We start from the raw sequence: 16,496 nt of genomic DNA, 5'->3' as shown, positions 1-16,496 counted from the left end.
CTAGGCCATGTTTGGTGTTGTGACAATCAAAAAAATGCATTCGAAGGAAATTTCTTCTTGTCTTATCTAGATTCGATAGAATATAATATGAACCATTACCAATGTAAGCGTTGTTATTAAGTGTACAAGATATCATAAAAGGAGGTTTTCAATGAGCCAAACACTGATCGCAGCCCATACCGGAAGCGGGGTTCACCCGGATAATACGATGGCTTCATTTCTTGAAGGTCTGGAGCTCGGTGCAGATATCCTTGAAGTAGACGTAAGGGTAACCCAAGAGGATACGGCTATTTTGTTGCATGACGATTCGCCCTATCTTCAAACGTACTCCTACGAGCAGTTGAATGAGCCGGACGTGCGGATAAAGCTCGATCCCATCTATAAGGATCATGAAATTGCGAAATTGGAACAAATCCTTAGAGTATCCGAGCCATTCGGAACGAAGCTGAATCTGGATTTGAAAACGTCTGCGTGCATTGATTCGACCGTTCAACTAATACGCCAGTTTGCCGCCCAGGACAGGACTTTTATTACAGGCTGCTCAGAGTCCATCACAATGCGATATCCGGACATACAAGTGATGATGAATACGCCGGATGAGTTATCTTCTTGGGAAATGGTACGATATGACGAGTTTGTGGAATCTATGTGCAACCAAGCGCGTCAAGGTGGCTACACTGGACTCAATATGAATGGTTTAACTTGTCTACCGGAAATCGTAAATCGTGCACATGAATTCGACTTAAAAGTTTGGGTGTATACGATAAACGAGCGGCGGGCGATGGAATGGTTTCTCGAAATGCAAGTGGATGCTATTACAACGAGAGAACCCAAAATGTTAATGAATATTATTCGGTCAATGAAATAAGTGGTAGTAATTAATTGGAAAGTTTGATATAATCGCTCCAAGGTAAGCGTTTTCAATTAAACGTTTTATTTTTTAGCCCGATATGGAAACGTTACCAGAAAACTCGAAATTCAGCTTCTACCATGATTATGGAGCAGGAAGAGGGGGGTGTTCAGAGCAAGGTCGATAGTTCATGTCCATTCTGGTATCGATTCCATACTCAGGTTTTGGGATGAAACCTCGTATTCCAAGTCTCATTGCAACCGTCGTTCAGCACATAGGTATTAACCGGAAAGAAGGTGATTTCTGTCTTATGAAGCAGACGAGCTTACCCCTAAAGCTGTATAAGCCAGAACGAGCGTTACGCAAAAGCATTTTCCAGCACCGATATTTGTACTTCATGCTATTGCCTTGTATCGTATTTTTCGTCATTTTTGCTTACATACCGATGGGGGGATTATTGCTAGCCTTTAAGGAATACAAGTTCAATAAAGGGATTATGGGAAGTCCTTGGGTTGGTCTAGAATACTTCAAAACCTTCTTTAATTCGTATCAAAGCACGCAATTGATTAAAAATACACTTATCATCAGCGGACTAAAATTGTTTCTATACTTGCCATTTCCAATCATTCTGGCCCTGATGTTTAATGAAATACGTTCTAAGTGGTTCAAGAACGTTTCGCAAAGTATCCTTTACTTGCCTCACTTCATTTCTTGGGTCGTTGTTGTAGGCTTACTTCAACGAATACTCGCTCCCGATACCGGCTTATTAAATATAGCCATATCGAATATGGGGGGAGACGGAAGTACATTTTTTATGATGGATGCAAAATACTTTTACCAAATCATGTTCGGAAGTCATCTTTGGAAGTCTATCGGCTGGGACTCGATCATTTATATGGCAGCTATTTCAGGAGTAAATCCAGACATGTACGAAGCGGCAAAGATTGATGGGGCTAGCAAGCTCCGGGAAATTTGGAATATCACTCTGCCGTCGATCACGCCTACTATCGTAATTCTTTTCATTTTATCTCTGGGCAACATCTTGTCCGCAGGTTTCGATCAGCTTTACTTGCTTCGAACACCGGGCAATATGGAACTCTCGGATATATTGGATACTTATATCATTCGCACGGGCTTGCAAAGCGGCCAGTACGGTTATGCCACCGCGGTAGGCTTGTTACAAGGATTAATCGGCTTGATTTTGGTCATTATGGCCAATCGGATTTCCCGTAAGGTTTCGGATACTTCATTGTGGTAACGTTTCCATAAAATCGCTACCACATGCCAAAACCACTCATTCGGTGGAAGACGCTTATCGGCGTATTTCATAAAATCATTTTGAAAAGGGGACAAGATGCATGAACAAGAACTGGGCAAAGTATTTTGCGATACCACTAGTAGGGGTATTGCTGCTCGCAGGCTGTACTAATGGCAACAATAACAAGGCTGAACCGACTCAAAGCGGGACACCTTCAGTTGTGCCCGAAGGTAAGCCGGCTACTTGGATAGCTGACCGTAAGATCAAAGGGCTTATTTTCATGGGTACCGATGATTATACGGAAGATATGAACCCGGAAATTAAAGAGAGAATTAAAAAAGAAACGGGTATCGATTACGAGATTGAGATCATGAAAGCCAGCCGTTCCATCGACGGTCTGATCGCGGGCATCGCAGCGAATGACTTACCTGATTTTATTGCTTTCTATTTGAATAACAGTGGTCGGAAGGAAATGCCTGTCGTGCTGAAAGCGGCTCGAGAAGGGATGTTCACGGACTTGACTCCACTGCTGAAGGATACGAAGGTATATAGCAAATATTTGCAGGACGATTTCTTACCGCTGGATACAAAGTATGGCGTTATGTTCCGTCCGGAATTCAACGGCTCCACTTATTTTGCTCATATGAACATCAATCGAGAAGGCGGCTATGATTCAAACAAGTATGTCTCTGGTCCATATATTCGGAAAGATATCGCAGAAGCTTTGAATATCGATCCATCCACGATCAAGACATCGGAGCAATTGTACGAATTGGCCAAAAAAATTAAAGAAGGTAAATTTAAGGATAACAACGGCAAGGAAGTAACGCCTATCGGACCTGGATATTGGGGATCAGACGGCCGCCGAGATTGGGGATTCCTATTCACGGACTTAATGTGGGGCGCAGAAGACCAACGTATCAAACAAACAAAGGATGGAAAAGTTCTTCACGAAGCCGAAACAGAATATGCGATGAAAAAAGTGGAGTATTTTCAGAAAATGTTGAAAGAAAAGCTGATTTCACCTGAACTGTTCACGATGGATGAAAGTCGTTCATCGGAAGGGGCGATTAACGGCTCTTGGGCAATTATCGCAGATACGCATAACTACCAGGATTACAATCAAGATTTGCACTACCTACCACTTGGTCCTCTGAATAGTGTAGATGGGGACTACCAAATGCAAGTCAATTTCAAATCCGGCTATGCGGCATGGGCGATCCCATCAACGACGAAAAATCCTGCAGATGTCGCCAAGTTCGCCGATTACCTAGCGAGCAAAGAAGGCAAGCTGCTTTGGAAATATGGCTTGGAAGGCCGCGATTACACGTTAGATAAGGACGGTAACCCGCTTGTGAAACAAGAAGTGCTTGATTTACTGGCGAGTAATCCGAATGAAGCGAAAAAACTGGGCTTTAAAGGCGTAAACAATAGCTGGGGCGAAATTTTGGGTAGCACAGACAACCATAATATGGCCGATTTCGGCGAAATGGAATATGGCGACAAATTGAAAAATGATCAACGAGGGCAAAAAGCGATCGATTTCTGGAAATGGGAAGAGAAACGCAAAAATGCGGTTATCGTCGATGGATACACGCCGGTATCGTTTCTAGGCGAGTTCAATAAAGGGACCGAATTAAAAGCGGCTTTAGATAATTATAACGATAGCTTAATTCGTGCTTATTACAGCAAGAGCTTAGACGAAGCGAAAAAAGTGTTGGAATCCGCTTTGAAGCAAATGCGAGCTGCCGGATTGGATGACTATCTGAAGCTTGTTGGCGATAAAAATGCGGATCCGAAAACAAAGGTACTATTTAATCCATCACACTAATTGCTCATCATAAGTAGAGGGAGGAGGGCGGCTTTATTCAAAGCCGAATAAGCCGCCGTTCCTTCTAAAAGGAGGAGGAGGAAATTGGGGAACGAATTTTATAAACTCAGTATGGGCGAAAGAGTGTTCAAAATCGTCAATTATTTGCTAATTATTGCATTATGCCTATCGATTATTCTTCCTTTCCTGAACATAGTGGCTCTAGCATTTAATCCCGGCAAAGATGCGGAGAGAGGCGGTATTACATTTTTACCGAGAATATGGTCCTTGGATAATTTCAAGAAAGTATTCGAAGCCGCCAATATTTCCACTGCATTCGGGGTGTCTGTTTTCCGCACGGTTGTAGGCACCATTTGCAGCTTGTTTTTGACGGCGATGGCGGCGTATGCGGTAAAAAGCAAAACGTTACCTGGCGGAAAGTTTTTTATGATGTTCATTTTTTTCACGATGCTATTCAGCGGGGGCATTATTCCCTACTACATGCTTCTAAAATCAATTCATCTTACTAATACGATCTGGGTTTATGTCATTCCAAGCTTGTATAGTGCATGGAACTTGATTATTATGCGAACATTTTTTCAACAAATTCATCCGAGCTTGGAGGAATCGGCACGGATTGATGGGTATAACGACTTTTCTATCTTCTTACGTATTATTATGCCGCTCAGTCGACCGGTTATTGCGGTCATAGGTTTGTTTAGCGCTGTTGGTCATTGGAACGATTGGTTCACTGGCGCCTTTTATGTTCGTAAAGCCGAATTACGTCCGTTGTCCACGCTGTTGCAAGAAATGCTTATGAGCGCGGAAGCGATGCGGGATACGCTTAATCAAGCAGCCGGCGTAAATTATGAAATGCTTGAGAAAATGACGGTCACCGGAAATTCGCTAAAAATGGCTACAATTATCGTTGTTGTCACTCCGATTATTATTATATATCCCTTCGTTCAGCGCTATTTTGCCAAGGGAATAATGATCGGTTCTATAAAAGAGTAAAGAAGCGCAGGAGAGGATGGGAAGACAGATGAAAATAGTGAACCCGTATGTAGAGACAGGGACTTGGTTAAGAGGAAGCTTCCATAACCATACGACAAACAGCGATGGCTGGTTCCCCCTTGAAACGGTTTATAAAATGTACGGAGGATACGATTTTCTCGGTATTTCCGATCATGACAAAATTACGGAGCACGTAAGCGAAAGAGAAATTCCGACGGTTTTCGAAGCGACCGAGGTGAGCAGTCCACAAACGCACATGCTTCTCGTCAAACCGCCACGGAGTATTTTAGAAAATTACAGCAATGAATTTACGATTGAAAACTATCAGCGATTCGTAGATTTGACGGTGGAAAACGGAGGGTTTGCCGTACTTGTCCACCCGAATCGATATTTCTCGAACTTTTGGAACTTGGAAGATATGTTCAAGCTGGAAAATTTCCTCGGGGTTGAAGTTTATAACGGAGACGGGAACCCGGAGTACGATATCGCTTTTGACAAATGGGACGCTCTGCTCTCCTCTGGACGTAAAGTATGGGGCTTCGGCAACGACGATTCCCACGTGTACGGTCAAGAGAAGCGGGCCTGGAACATGGTCATGGCTAAAGAAAACACGAACGAAGCGATCGTCGATGCGATTACGAAAGGCAACTTTTATATTTCTACGGGCTATGGGTTCGACGGAATTCAAGTAGATGGAAATACAATCGTGGTCAACCTTCGTTCGAATGAGCTGTTAGACAAGATGTATAAATACGTCACGTTTTTTGGTAAAGATGGACAAGTGCTACAGGAAACTACGGGTAGGATCAAGCAGGCGACGTATGCGTGCAAAGGGGATGAAGGGTACGTGAGAATCGCGGTCTATTTGGAAGGTGGCTATTCCGCCTTTTCACAGCCGCTGTTTGTCGAATAATAAGGGAAGAAGAGGATATATCGCTTTGGCGGCGAATCCATCTCATTGATAGCTTTGCAGTTCTTCAACGAGGTGAGAGATATGCAGGTCAAAATAACAGACGTAGCGAAACACGCGGGGGTCTCGGTGACTACAGTGTCCCGTGTTCTGAACGGAGAAAGGTACGTAAAAGACGATCTCAAGTCTAAAGTGAACCGTGCCATACAAGAGTTGGGATATGCTCCGAGTCAAATCGCCCGCAGCTTGGTACGTAAAAAAACGAACTTAATTGGCGTTATCGTACCAGATCTCACATCGAGCTTCTATTCGACGATTCTTAGCAGCATTGAAGACCGGGCAAGCGCCAATGGATATAGTCTTCTCGTATGTAATATAAGCGAAAATATAGACAAAGAGCTAAAGTATTTGAACGTATTTCAAGAAATGCGGGTCGAAGGCATCATTATCATGCATGAGAAGATGAATGAAGACATTCGTAGCTTCATTCATAAAATCAAAATACCTGTTATTTTTTCTAGCGTAAAGCCGCTGGAACAAGATTTCGTATCTGTCATCATTGACGACTATATCGCTTCTTATGAAGCAACTCGATATTTGATTGAGCTCGGTCATGAAACAATCGGATTTATCGGGGGCGACATGCGGGACATCACATCAGGTCAAAATCGTTACAGCGGTTACCGAAATGCAATGGAAGATAATGATAAAAGAGTAATGGATGAGTATATCCGATTTGGTGATTACAAGGTCAAAAGCGGTTATGAACAAATGAAAGAGCTGCTCAGCATCGAACGACGACCTACCGCAGTATTCGCTGTGAGCGATGATATGGCGATTGGTGCTATGAACTGCATTCGGGATCGTAACCTGCGCGTGCCGGAGGATATATCCGTTATGGGATTTGACGGAAGCTTGTTTACGGAGCTTGTTCGGCCGACGCTGACTTCGATGGAGCAGCCCATTCAACAGATGGGAACAGTAACGATGGACGTGCTGCTGAAGCAAATTTCCGGAATAGAAATTCCGACGACCGATGTCGTGTTAGAGCATCGCTTGGTCGTGCGCGAAAGCTGCCAGCGGCTTAATAAGGATCATGTATGACTTAATTAAGCAAACCGCAGTTACGGGGACGGGATGAACATTGAAATCATTCGATGCAATAGTAATCGGAGACGTGAATATTGATTTGGTCGTTGCAGGCTGCAGGGAGATACCGGAGCCTGGACAAGAAGTGTTTGTTGATAATATGACTCTCCATGTCGGTGGCGGTGCGGCTTTATTTAGCCTAGCACTCGCCAAGCTCGGGATGAAGGTGGCTTTTAATGGGAACCTTGGAGGGGATGGCTTCGGTCAATTTGTACGGGAGCAATTCAATCGACATGGTATCGATACCAGATTTATCAAAACTAGCACCTTGAATAATACCGGCATTTCCATTGCCATTAATCCGGACAAAGATAGATCCTTTATAACCTATGCAGGTTCTAACGCGGAGCTGAGCTTGCAGCAGCTGGATATGAAAAGCGTGACGCTAGGTCGGCATGTTCATTTGACAGGCTACAAAGGAAGCCAAAATCATAGAGATTACATGGAAATGGTGTTTAAACTGAAGGAGCTTGGATTAACGACTTCCATTGATGTCGGTTGGGACGATACAGGAGAATGGTATGATGGTATATTTGAATTGATGAATGTCGTGGATGTCTTCTTCATGAATGAAGTCGAAGTCAAACAATATACTCGTCAATTCTCGATAGAAGAGAGTATAAGGGAGCTTTCCAAACATAGCCGGCATTTCGTGCTTAAGCTCGGTTCGACTGGAGCTGTAGCGACGGTTGATAAGACTACGAAGTACAGGTCCGGATTCAAGGTTCCTGTCATAGATACGACTGGGGCTGGAGATTCTTTTAACGCGGGATACATTTTCGGCTTTTTATCCGGTCAACCGATCGAGCAATGTTTATTGTACGCCAATGCCTGTGGTGCAATGTCGGTTAGCCAATTCGGTGGAAGCACGGGAACCCCGGATCGGATGGCCTTAGAGCGGTTTATTGCCGATAAAATGGAATATACAACGGATCAATGTGTAGTCTCAGCGCCTGATTTGAGGAGGAGTGCAGCGGATGGAGCGTAAACAATTAAAATTCGGGTCGGATGGAACCTTTACGATCGTACAATTTACGGACATGCATTTCGGAGATGACAAAGAGAAGGATCGGGAAAGCGACAGTCGGACGGCGGCCTTGGTTAAAAGCATCATTGCGTCGGAAAAGCCAGATTTAGTCGTATTGACAGGAGACATGATCTGGAGTCATGGCGTTGCCGACCCCAAAGCATCTTTTCATAGGGCAATTGCCCCTGTCGTGGAGTCGCAGGTTCCTTGGGCAGCCGTGTTCGGCAATCACGATGCGGAAGCGGGAGTCACGAAGGAGGAACTGCTGGACATCCAGTTGGAAAATGAGCTGTGTCTCTCTGCTGCCGGCCCCGCTGACATTAACGGAGTTGGCAATTTTGTTCTAAAATTAAAAGATTCAACGGGAAGCAAGGATACTGCTGCAATGTATTTCTTAGACTCGGGTATTAACGCCCCGGAAGCGATCGGTGGCTACGCATGGATTCACTCCGATCAAATTAATTGGTATACGGAGCAATCGCGCAAGCTCTCGGAGCACAATGGGGGGCCCCTTTCCTCTCTTGCCTTTTTCCACATTCCGATTCCGGAATACGAAGCCGCATGGAACGGCGATCAGGTGATAGGCACGAAAGAAGAGGAAGTAGAATGTCCCAAGATCAACAGCGGTTTGTTCGCCGCAATGATTCAGATGGGGGATGTGATGGGCACTTTTGTCGGTCACGATCATGATAATGATTATTGCGGAACCCTTCATGGCATTCGCCTGTGCTACGGTCGTGTGACAGGGTACAATTGCTATGGCAAATTACAAAGAGGCGCCCGCGTTATCCGCCTATACGAGGACAAGCCGGAATTCGAGACATGGATTGTTGAAGCAAATGGAGGAAAGGCTTGATGAAGTTTGAAATCGGAGGAGCCGAATTCATACAGACATTGATCCTTCCGGTCTTCACGGAAAGCTTGCCGGAATTGCAAACCATACGGGAATCGTTCAGGGGGATGACGATTTTACCGCACATGGGAGCTAGGCATGCCGTGACGTGGTTTTATGGTCGTAGCGGCGAACCGGATATCTTGCTCGTCGGCTTGGGGGAGGTGGCGAAGCTTCAATCGTCATTCCTAAGAGAGGCGGCAGGTAACGCCGGGCGTGCGTTACTGAAGGAAAAGCGCAGGACAGCGTCGGTTTCATTCGAAGCGCTACAATCTGCCGCTACTTTTGTTAATGGCGGTAAGTCAGATGCGATTGCAGCTTGGGCCGAAGGCACGCTACTCGGCACTTATTCGTTCGATAAATATAAGAAAAAGACGGATGCGGACAAGGACTCTGCAACGGACACGGACACGGATGCCGACACAGACACGGACACTGACTCGGATAACAGACAAACTGTGACCGTGTATTTCGTCGGCGAGGAAAGTATGGAATCGCGAGAGGCGATCCAGCGTGGTCAAGTACGAGCAGAAAGCACGATGTGGGCGCGCGATCTGACTAACGAGCCTCCTAATTATTTGCGTCCCAGTACATTGGCCGAAAGAACGGTGGAAAGGTTCGAGGGCTCTAAAGCGCAAGTTTTCGTCTATGAAGGCGAGGAGCTGGAGCGCCTTGGTTTTGCCGGCTTGATGGCTGTAGGCAAAGGCAGCGTGCATTCGCCCGTGTTTATTGAGGTGCGGTATTGCACGGACGAAACGAAACCGCTCGTTGCTTTGATTGGTAAAGGCATCACGTTCGATACGGGCGGCATTAGTCTCAAGCGTGACAACGACATTAGCGACATGCGGATGGATATGGCCGGAGCGGCGGCAGTGCTCGGGGCTCTCGATATCTTGGTACGTAGTGGAGCGGGTGCGAATGTCGCAGTGTTGGTGCCATCCGCGGAAAACAGTCCTTCAGACCGTGCCATGCTACCCGGAGAAATTATCCGTTATGCGAACGGACTGACGGTACAGGTAGGCAATACAGATGCGGAAGGACGACTCGTTCTAGCGGATGCTTTGATTTACGCTCACCGTATTGGAGCCGAGCAAGCGATTGACCTAGCAACGCTGACTTATTCGGTTGTCGGAGCACTCGGTTCCAAGCTTGCCGGCATATTGGGAGATGACGAGCTGGTCCAAGCGCTCAAATCCGCTGGCGAGCCATTCGGAGAGCGAGTATGGCAGCTCCCACTGGTGGACGAATACGAATCTTATTTGGACAGCGATTATGCCGATGCATGCAATATTAGCCGGGTCGGCGAAGCGGGAGTCATTACTTCGTCCTTATTTTTACGCAAATTTGTTCATCCTTCGCTAAAGTGGGCACATATCGACATGAATGGGCCGAAGGATTCGTCCTCCGCCAAAGGAGAATTCGCGGTTGGAGCGACTGGTTTCGGTACCCGTATGCTAGCCGCATTCTTAATGAATGATTAGGTGAACCCGGTATGTTGGGGGCGGCCATAGCGGTGGGAGTCTCCCCGATGAAGTGGGCCCGTTGCTCGAAATAATCGAGCAACTCCACCTAAACGCTTCACGCGCCGGACCCGTTACACGAAATAATCGAGCATCTGCGCTCTAAACAAGCCCCTGTCGGGTCCGGTGCTCGAAATTTTCGAGCATCTCGCCCTAAACGAGCCTCACTCCGGACCAGTTGCACGAAATAATCGAGCATCTCCGCTCAAACGCCCCCCGCGCCGGACCTGTTACACGAAATAATCGAACACCTCCGCCAAACGAGCCCCGCACCGAGCCAGTTGCACGAAATAATCGAACACCTCCGCCAAACGAGCCCCGCGCCGGGCCAGTTGCACGAAATAATCGAGTATCTCTACCCAAACGCCCCTCAAGCCGGACCCGTTGCACGAAATAATCGAGCAACTCCGCTCAAACGCCCCTCAAGCCGGACCCGTTGTACGAAATAATCGAATATCTCGCCCTAAACAAGCCGCCGCCGGATCCGATGCTCGAAAATTTCGAGTATCTCCGCTCAAACGAGCCCCACGCCGGACCAGTTTCACGAAATAATCGAGCATCTGCGCCCAATTGAGCCCCGCCCCGAGCCTGTTGTTCGAAAATTTCGAGCATCTCGCCCTAAACGAGCCTCACTCCGGACCAGTTGCCCGAAATAATCGAGCATCTCCGCCAAACGAGCCTCACGCCAGACCAGTTGCTCGAAATAATCGAGCATCTCGCCCTAAACAAGCCCCGAGCCAGGCCAGTTGCCCGAAATAATCGAGCATCTCCCACCAAAACACGCTACTACCAGCCCCAATATACGAGAATATTGAGTAACTCCGCTCTCCGCTAATTATGCCGCATCCCAGCGCTACCCTCATTTTCACCAAACGCAATTATCGCCAGAATCTTGCAAAAAACACGCAGACCGTATGGAAAATGAGAAGGTAATAGAGACATATAGAGAGAATATAATAATTCATGGATGCGTTTACATTGTGAAACATGGCGGAGGGTGCACTATGAGACAGAAGTATCTGAATTCCCCGATGATGTATGCTTTTGGTATGCTGGCAATGATGATACCGAGCCAGGCGTTTAGCTCCTTCTACAGCTATTATTACGTAGATAAGCTGGGCCTTAGTATCGGACTCGCAACATTGGCGCGTACTATTTTTCTCATCTGGGATGCGGTTAACCAGCCTTTATTCGGCTATTGGTCCGATAGAACCAAATCCAAATACGGTCGCAGACGTCCGTGGATTTTCGGGGCAATTCCGCTATTCATGCTCACATTTATTATGGTATTTTCTCCACCTAAAGGTTTGTCAGAGATGGGGCTCTTTACGTGGTTTCTGATCGCACTAGTGTTATATGAAGCGGTAGCTACCGTCATTTGGGTCAACTACGGGGCTCTTTTTCCAGAGCTGTTCAAGGGAGACCGCGTGCGTGCTAGAGCTTCAGCTATTCAGCAGGGCTTTCAAATTGTCGCGTTGCTTATAGGAACGGCCCTTACACCCCTATTGTTCGATGCCATGGGCTTCAGCAATATGTCGATTCTCTACGCGCTAGTGTTCGCTGGGTTCATGCTACTGTTCTTAAAAAACGTGCAGGAAGATAAAGAAGCAGCATTGGGTCCACAGCTGGGCTTCAAGGAGGCTTTCCGTGAAACCTTTAGGAACAAAACCTTCTGGCTAGTTAACATCGCGAACTCATTCGCCCAGACGGTTAACGGCTTGCTCAGCTCAATGATTCCCTTTTACGCTAAATATGTGCTCAGAATCCCAGAGGCTCAGAATGCCATTTTGCTGGCTTCGATTTTCGTTTCTGTTATTCCGCTCGTTGCTGTCTGGTTCTGGCTAATTCGTAAAATGGATCCCGTAAAAGGCTGGAGATTGTCGTTCATTGCTTATGCGTTATCTGTTATTCCGTTATGGTTCGGTACGACACTGTTAAGCGGTATTATTGCAGGTGTGCTGGTAGGCTTTGGATTGGCAGGATTCCTCGTGACCCCACCAATCGTCAACGGAATTATTATTGATCAGGATTACGCTAAAACGGGCAGCAGACGTGAAGGTGTCTATACTGCTGTTAGTGGGTTCATTACCCGTTCGAGTGGACTGATTTCTGCGCTTGCCTTCCTTATTGTTGGAATATTTTTCGGATATGAAAGCGGCGATAAGCCAGGACCAGATCCTGAATCTACTTTCCGCTATTTGATTAGTGTTGTTCCATTTGGTCTGCTTGTCATTTCCATTATTATTTCGTTTTTCGTGAAAATAGAAAGGAAGCCTGAGCATGAGTCCTAAGCATCTCATTATTAACTGCGACGATTTTGGTCAAAGCCCGCCTATGAATAAAGCGATTATGCATTTACTGGAGGAACGCAAGGTTTCCTCGGCGACCATTATGGCACCAGCTCCGGGTTTTGAGGAAGCGGCAGAGTGGTGCAAGCGTAGAGGGCAAGCCAATATCGGCTTACATCTAACGCTGACAAGTGAGTTCGACGCGATTAGGTGGAAGAGCCTGACTGGCGATCATTCTTTGCACGATGAGAGTGGTTATATGCATAAGACGGTAGAAGAGTTCGAGCGTAGCGCCGATACTGGAGCTGTGATGAAGGAAATAAACGCTCAGTACGAGGCAGCACAAAGGTTCAATATTCCACTTACCCATGTGGATAATCATATGGGGAGCTTATACGGTATGGCTACAGGAAGAAGCCACATTCCTCAGGCGATAAGACAGTGTGCGAGATGGAAGCTGCCATTCCGCTTATTTCGCAAGGTGCACCCGTCAGACCCTCTCCTAGCCACCATACCAGGAGTTGAACGGATAGTTGCTAAGGCATCGTCGCTTGCCGGAGTATTCGGAGTGGCGATCCCCGACTATTTACTGTCTCATCCATTCCATGTTCTGGAGGGCGAGACCTATGAGACCTTCAAACAATCAATGGTTGAGAAAATGTACGATCTTCCGGAAGGAATTAGTGAAACTTATATTCATCCTGCAGTGGAGGATGCTCGTATGCTGGAGGAGGTACCTCATTGGCAGAAGCGGGTGTGGGAGTACAGGCTCATGCTTGACGACGATTTTGCTTATGCGATTAAGGATGCAGGAGTAAACTTAACTGACTACACCTACATCAGCAAGCATGGTCGAGCGTCTAGGGTTGGTTCCGCTGTAACGCTAGTACGTGAGCTATTAAGAAAATAAAATGTTGTCATACAAACCCGTAGAGACTACCGACCTTGTGGTGTGGGAGCTCATGCGGGTTTTTTGTGCGGAATTGTGGGTGAATGTCGTCCATATTCGCATAATTTTTCCAACTGGAGGAAAACGTAGAACGATTAGACAACGACGCGCTTGAAACTAACCTTTAGAGGAGACAGAACATGACTATAAGTAGAAAAATCAGCTTAATTTTGACGGCGATGACCCTTATTATCTGGCTAGGAAAAGCCGAGGCACTTGCTGCTACCCCAGAGCCGGCACTTAAAGCGGCATTCGTAAGAGGTGGTGATCTCTGGATCAAGGCTGGTGGAACGGAGACGCAGCTGACTAAAGGAGAGCAAACCATCAGAAAGCCAAAATGGTCGTTTGATGGGGAGTGGATTGCCTACACGAAAGGACAAGAAGGGCGGGAGCTTAGATTATGGCACGTTCCTACTGGGCAAAGCCATCTTGTATCGCCAACTGGAGGAGACAATTATCAATGGTCCCCGTATCGTAATCACCTTGCCTTCCTAAGCGAGCAGAAGCTAGTTTGGGTGAAACCAGATAAGCTGGATATGCAAACGAAAGTGGCGGAAGGAATTAATAACTTCTCATGGCTACCTAATGGGAGCGGGTTTATTGCCTCAACCACTGCGCAGCTGCTGCCAAATGGATGGACACCTGTCCAAATTCTCGAAATATCGTTAAAGAAAAATGAACAAGAGAAGGCGGCGCATACTAAAACATTGTTTGTACTCCCACAAATGTCTGATGATTTCTTTGCCGTTGGAACCAGTGTGTTCAAGTTTTCTCCAACAGGACGATGGATTGCATTCTTAGCGACCCCTACCGCATCTTTGTCAGCTGACGGCAATACCTTATGCCTATTGGGTGCGGATGGAACTGCTTTTACGAAGGTGGATCAAATGCTTAATGATAGTGAGTGGTTCAAATGGTCTGATCGTGCGGATAAGCTTGCTTATATCGGTGGAGTTGGGAGAGAGGCTACAAGCAACAAGCAGCTTAAGGTAGTAGAGGCTCAAGTGGGCAAGCCAGTCATCTATACTCCTAAAGGATATGTCGATCAAAGCTTTACTTGGGAAGGTCAGCAGCACATCGTTGTTTCTCGAGCATTAGAACGTAAGGAGCTTGGCAGTTCAGCGAAATTGCCGTTGCCTACCTTAGTTGAGGTTAGACTGCAGGGTCCGCAAGATAAACCACTAACGCAGCCGCCTAAGCGGTTCGGTGATTTTAATCCGGAATATATCCGCCAAGTTGAGCAGCTTACGTGGGTTCGGTCCGACAGAAGCAAAGCAAGCGTGTTAGTATCTGGTCGAAGTGGGAAGCATCCCTCTGTATGGATTACGAATATTGATCTTGGATCGAACTTCTTTGAGCAATGGAGATGGAGCGATGTGCTTAGCTTCTACTCGTAGCAGATTAGGTAACCGGATAGTAATCCTATCCCTTCTGAACAGCGGATGTCGTTGTCTCATGGCTTAAAATGTTATAATGGCTATCATGACAGATTAAGCTGTGAGAAGAGGAAACTACCTTGCTAATAGCACTAATAATCGTATTAGGGATAATCCTAATTGGATTGCTTGTACTGAGATTCTATCCTGTTCTCGGAGGCAAAGCATCGCAGACAAGCAGACAGTTAATCAGCAAGTCTACTAATCGCTCCAACAACAAGTTCGTTAATCAAATTCCCACCAGCATGAATATGAACTTCCGATCAACAGTCAAACTCCTTGTGGATTTTGTAAAAGGTAACCCTAAGGGGAAGCCATCCTCGCCGATCAAAGCCGTGCCACTTTTGCCGGTGGGCATTCCGAACGGGGGATTGCCCTCTGTTACATGGTTTGGTCACTCTGCGATTCTACTGCGGTTGGATGGTAAAACTATTTTTCTAGACCCGATGCTAGGTAAAAGGCCTTCGCCTTTTCCGGTATTTGGGGGTAAAAGGTTCAGTGAAAGCTTGCCCATAGAGATCGAACAGCTCCCGTCCATTGACGCGGTCATCTTTTCCCACGACCATTATGATCATCTGGACTATGGTTCCATCAAGAAGCTGATGCACAAGGTGAAACGTTTTATCGTCCCACTTGGTGTCGCAGCTCATCTAGAGAGATGGGGCGTGGACCCAGCCATTATCACGGAGCATGATTGGTGGGATGAATTTGATTTCGAAGGGCTGTCTCTTGCCAGTGCACCAGCGCGTCACTTCTCGGGGAGAAGCGTGGGGGACCGGAATTCTACGCTTTGGTGCTCTTGGGTCATTATGGGGAAACAAGCGAAGGTATTTTTCAGCGGCGATAGCGGCTATGGACCACACTTCGAGCAGATTGGAAGCAAGTACGGCCCCTTCGACCTCACCTTAATGGAGTGCGGACAGTACGATGAGAAATGGGCCGCGATTCACATGCTTCCAGAGGAAACGGTTCAAGCGCATCAAGATGTAAAAGGAAAGCTGATGATTCCCATCCATTGGGGTGCTTTTACGCTGGCGTTACACGATTGGACGGACCCTGCGGAACGTTCCACTAAAGCTGCTAAAGCGAACAATGTAGCTATAGCCACCCCTAGAATTGGACAGACTGTCACCATCGGTGCCGCTGAGTTTCCAACTACCGCTTGGTGGCGGTAGAGATCGGGTTTCACTCGCAGCATCATTAAACATAATATTACCCTCGGAACCCCGCGAACAAGCTTTCAGTAGAAGCCTGCTCGCGGGGTTCTTTTAGAAGGAAATGTGTGTCAGGGCTAAAGAACCGTATCGAGCTTATTACCTATAAAATGACCATCGAAACTTTTGGTGATAATTTCGGTATAGTTGGTAAATAAAAGAAAAAAGGAGTGGTGGTA

General features: G+C 46.6%; 13 protein-coding genes. All 13 read left to right on the top strand.

Going from position 1 to position 16,496, the window contains the following annotated elements; genetic code table 11:
* Window positions 1-151: 151 nt before the first annotated feature.
* Window positions 152-868: a glycerophosphodiester phosphodiesterase gene (locus KCTCHS21_RS28565; RefSeq protein WP_130615790.1), complete on the top strand. Its 717-nt coding sequence runs from the start codon at window positions 152-154 to the stop codon at window positions 866-868.
* A 292-nt stretch (window positions 869-1,160) separates the two neighbouring features.
* A complete protein-coding gene (locus tag KCTCHS21_RS28560; protein WP_130616755.1) occupies window positions 1,161-2,108 on the top strand; it encodes an ABC transporter permease in 948 nt (315 codons plus the stop codon).
* 100 nt (window positions 2,109-2,208) lie between these two features.
* Window positions 2,209-3,939, top strand: a complete 1,731-nt coding sequence (locus tag KCTCHS21_RS28555) for an extracellular solute-binding protein (protein ID WP_130615788.1) — start codon at window positions 2,209-2,211, stop codon at window positions 3,937-3,939.
* 111 nt (window positions 3,940-4,050) lie between these two features.
* Window positions 4,051-4,932 carry a carbohydrate ABC transporter permease gene (locus KCTCHS21_RS28550; protein ID WP_130616753.1) on the top strand — a complete coding sequence of 294 codons (882 nt, stop codon included), beginning with the start codon at window positions 4,051-4,053 and terminating at the stop codon, window positions 4,930-4,932.
* Between the two features lie 28 nt (window positions 4,933-4,960).
* Window positions 4,961-5,845 carry a CehA/McbA family metallohydrolase domain-containing protein gene (locus KCTCHS21_RS28545; protein ID WP_130615787.1) on the top strand — a complete coding sequence of 295 codons (885 nt, stop codon included), beginning with the start codon at window positions 4,961-4,963 and terminating at the stop codon, window positions 5,843-5,845.
* A gap of 81 nt (window positions 5,846-5,926) precedes the next feature.
* Window positions 5,927-6,946: a LacI family DNA-binding transcriptional regulator gene (locus KCTCHS21_RS28540; RefSeq protein WP_130615786.1), complete on the top strand. Its 1,020-nt coding sequence runs from the start codon at window positions 5,927-5,929 to the stop codon at window positions 6,944-6,946.
* Window positions 6,947-6,986: 40 nt separating this feature from the next.
* A complete protein-coding gene (locus tag KCTCHS21_RS28535) occupies window positions 6,987-7,979 on the top strand; it encodes a carbohydrate kinase family protein (RefSeq protein WP_130615785.1) in 993 nt (330 codons plus the stop codon).
* Complete coding sequence (locus KCTCHS21_RS28530; protein ID WP_130615784.1) at window positions 7,969-8,874, top strand: metallophosphoesterase family protein; 906 nt, start codon at window positions 7,969-7,971, stop codon at window positions 8,872-8,874. Before KCTCHS21_RS28535 ends, KCTCHS21_RS28530 begins: the two co-directional genes overlap by 11 nt.
* On the top strand, window positions 8,874-10,391 hold the full coding sequence (locus KCTCHS21_RS28525; protein ID WP_130616751.1) for a leucyl aminopeptidase family protein: 1,518 nt from the start codon (window positions 8,874-8,876) through the stop codon (window positions 10,389-10,391). Before KCTCHS21_RS28530 ends, KCTCHS21_RS28525 begins: the two co-directional genes overlap by 1 nt.
* Window positions 10,392-11,434: 1,043 nt before the next feature.
* The gene (locus KCTCHS21_RS28520; RefSeq protein ID WP_130615783.1) at window positions 11,435-12,721 is read left to right on the top strand and encodes an MFS transporter; all 1,287 of its coding nucleotides are present in this window, start codon (window positions 11,435-11,437) and stop codon (window positions 12,719-12,721) included.
* On the top strand, window positions 12,711-13,628 hold the full coding sequence (locus tag KCTCHS21_RS28515; RefSeq protein WP_130615781.1) for a polysaccharide deacetylase family protein: 918 nt from the start codon (window positions 12,711-12,713) through the stop codon (window positions 13,626-13,628). The genes KCTCHS21_RS28520 and KCTCHS21_RS28515 overlap by 11 nt, the downstream gene beginning before the upstream one ends.
* 179 nt (window positions 13,629-13,807) lie before the next feature.
* Complete coding sequence (locus KCTCHS21_RS28510) at window positions 13,808-15,064, top strand: TolB family protein (RefSeq protein ID WP_130615779.1); 1,257 nt, start codon at window positions 13,808-13,810, stop codon at window positions 15,062-15,064.
* Window positions 15,065-15,348: 284 nt separating this feature from the next.
* The gene (locus KCTCHS21_RS28505; protein WP_130616749.1) at window positions 15,349-16,278 is read left to right on the top strand and encodes an MBL fold metallo-hydrolase; all 930 of its coding nucleotides are present in this window, start codon (window positions 15,349-15,351) and stop codon (window positions 16,276-16,278) included.
* The last annotated feature ends 218 nt before the right edge of the window (window positions 16,279-16,496 follow it).

The organism is Cohnella abietis, from assembly GCF_004295585.1.
In the GTDB taxonomy this organism is placed as follows: domain Bacteria; phylum Bacillota; class Bacilli; order Paenibacillales; family Paenibacillaceae; genus Cohnella; species Cohnella abietis.
Note: the sequence above shows the minus strand (reverse complement) of the source record. Positions and strands in the feature narration are given on the sequence as shown.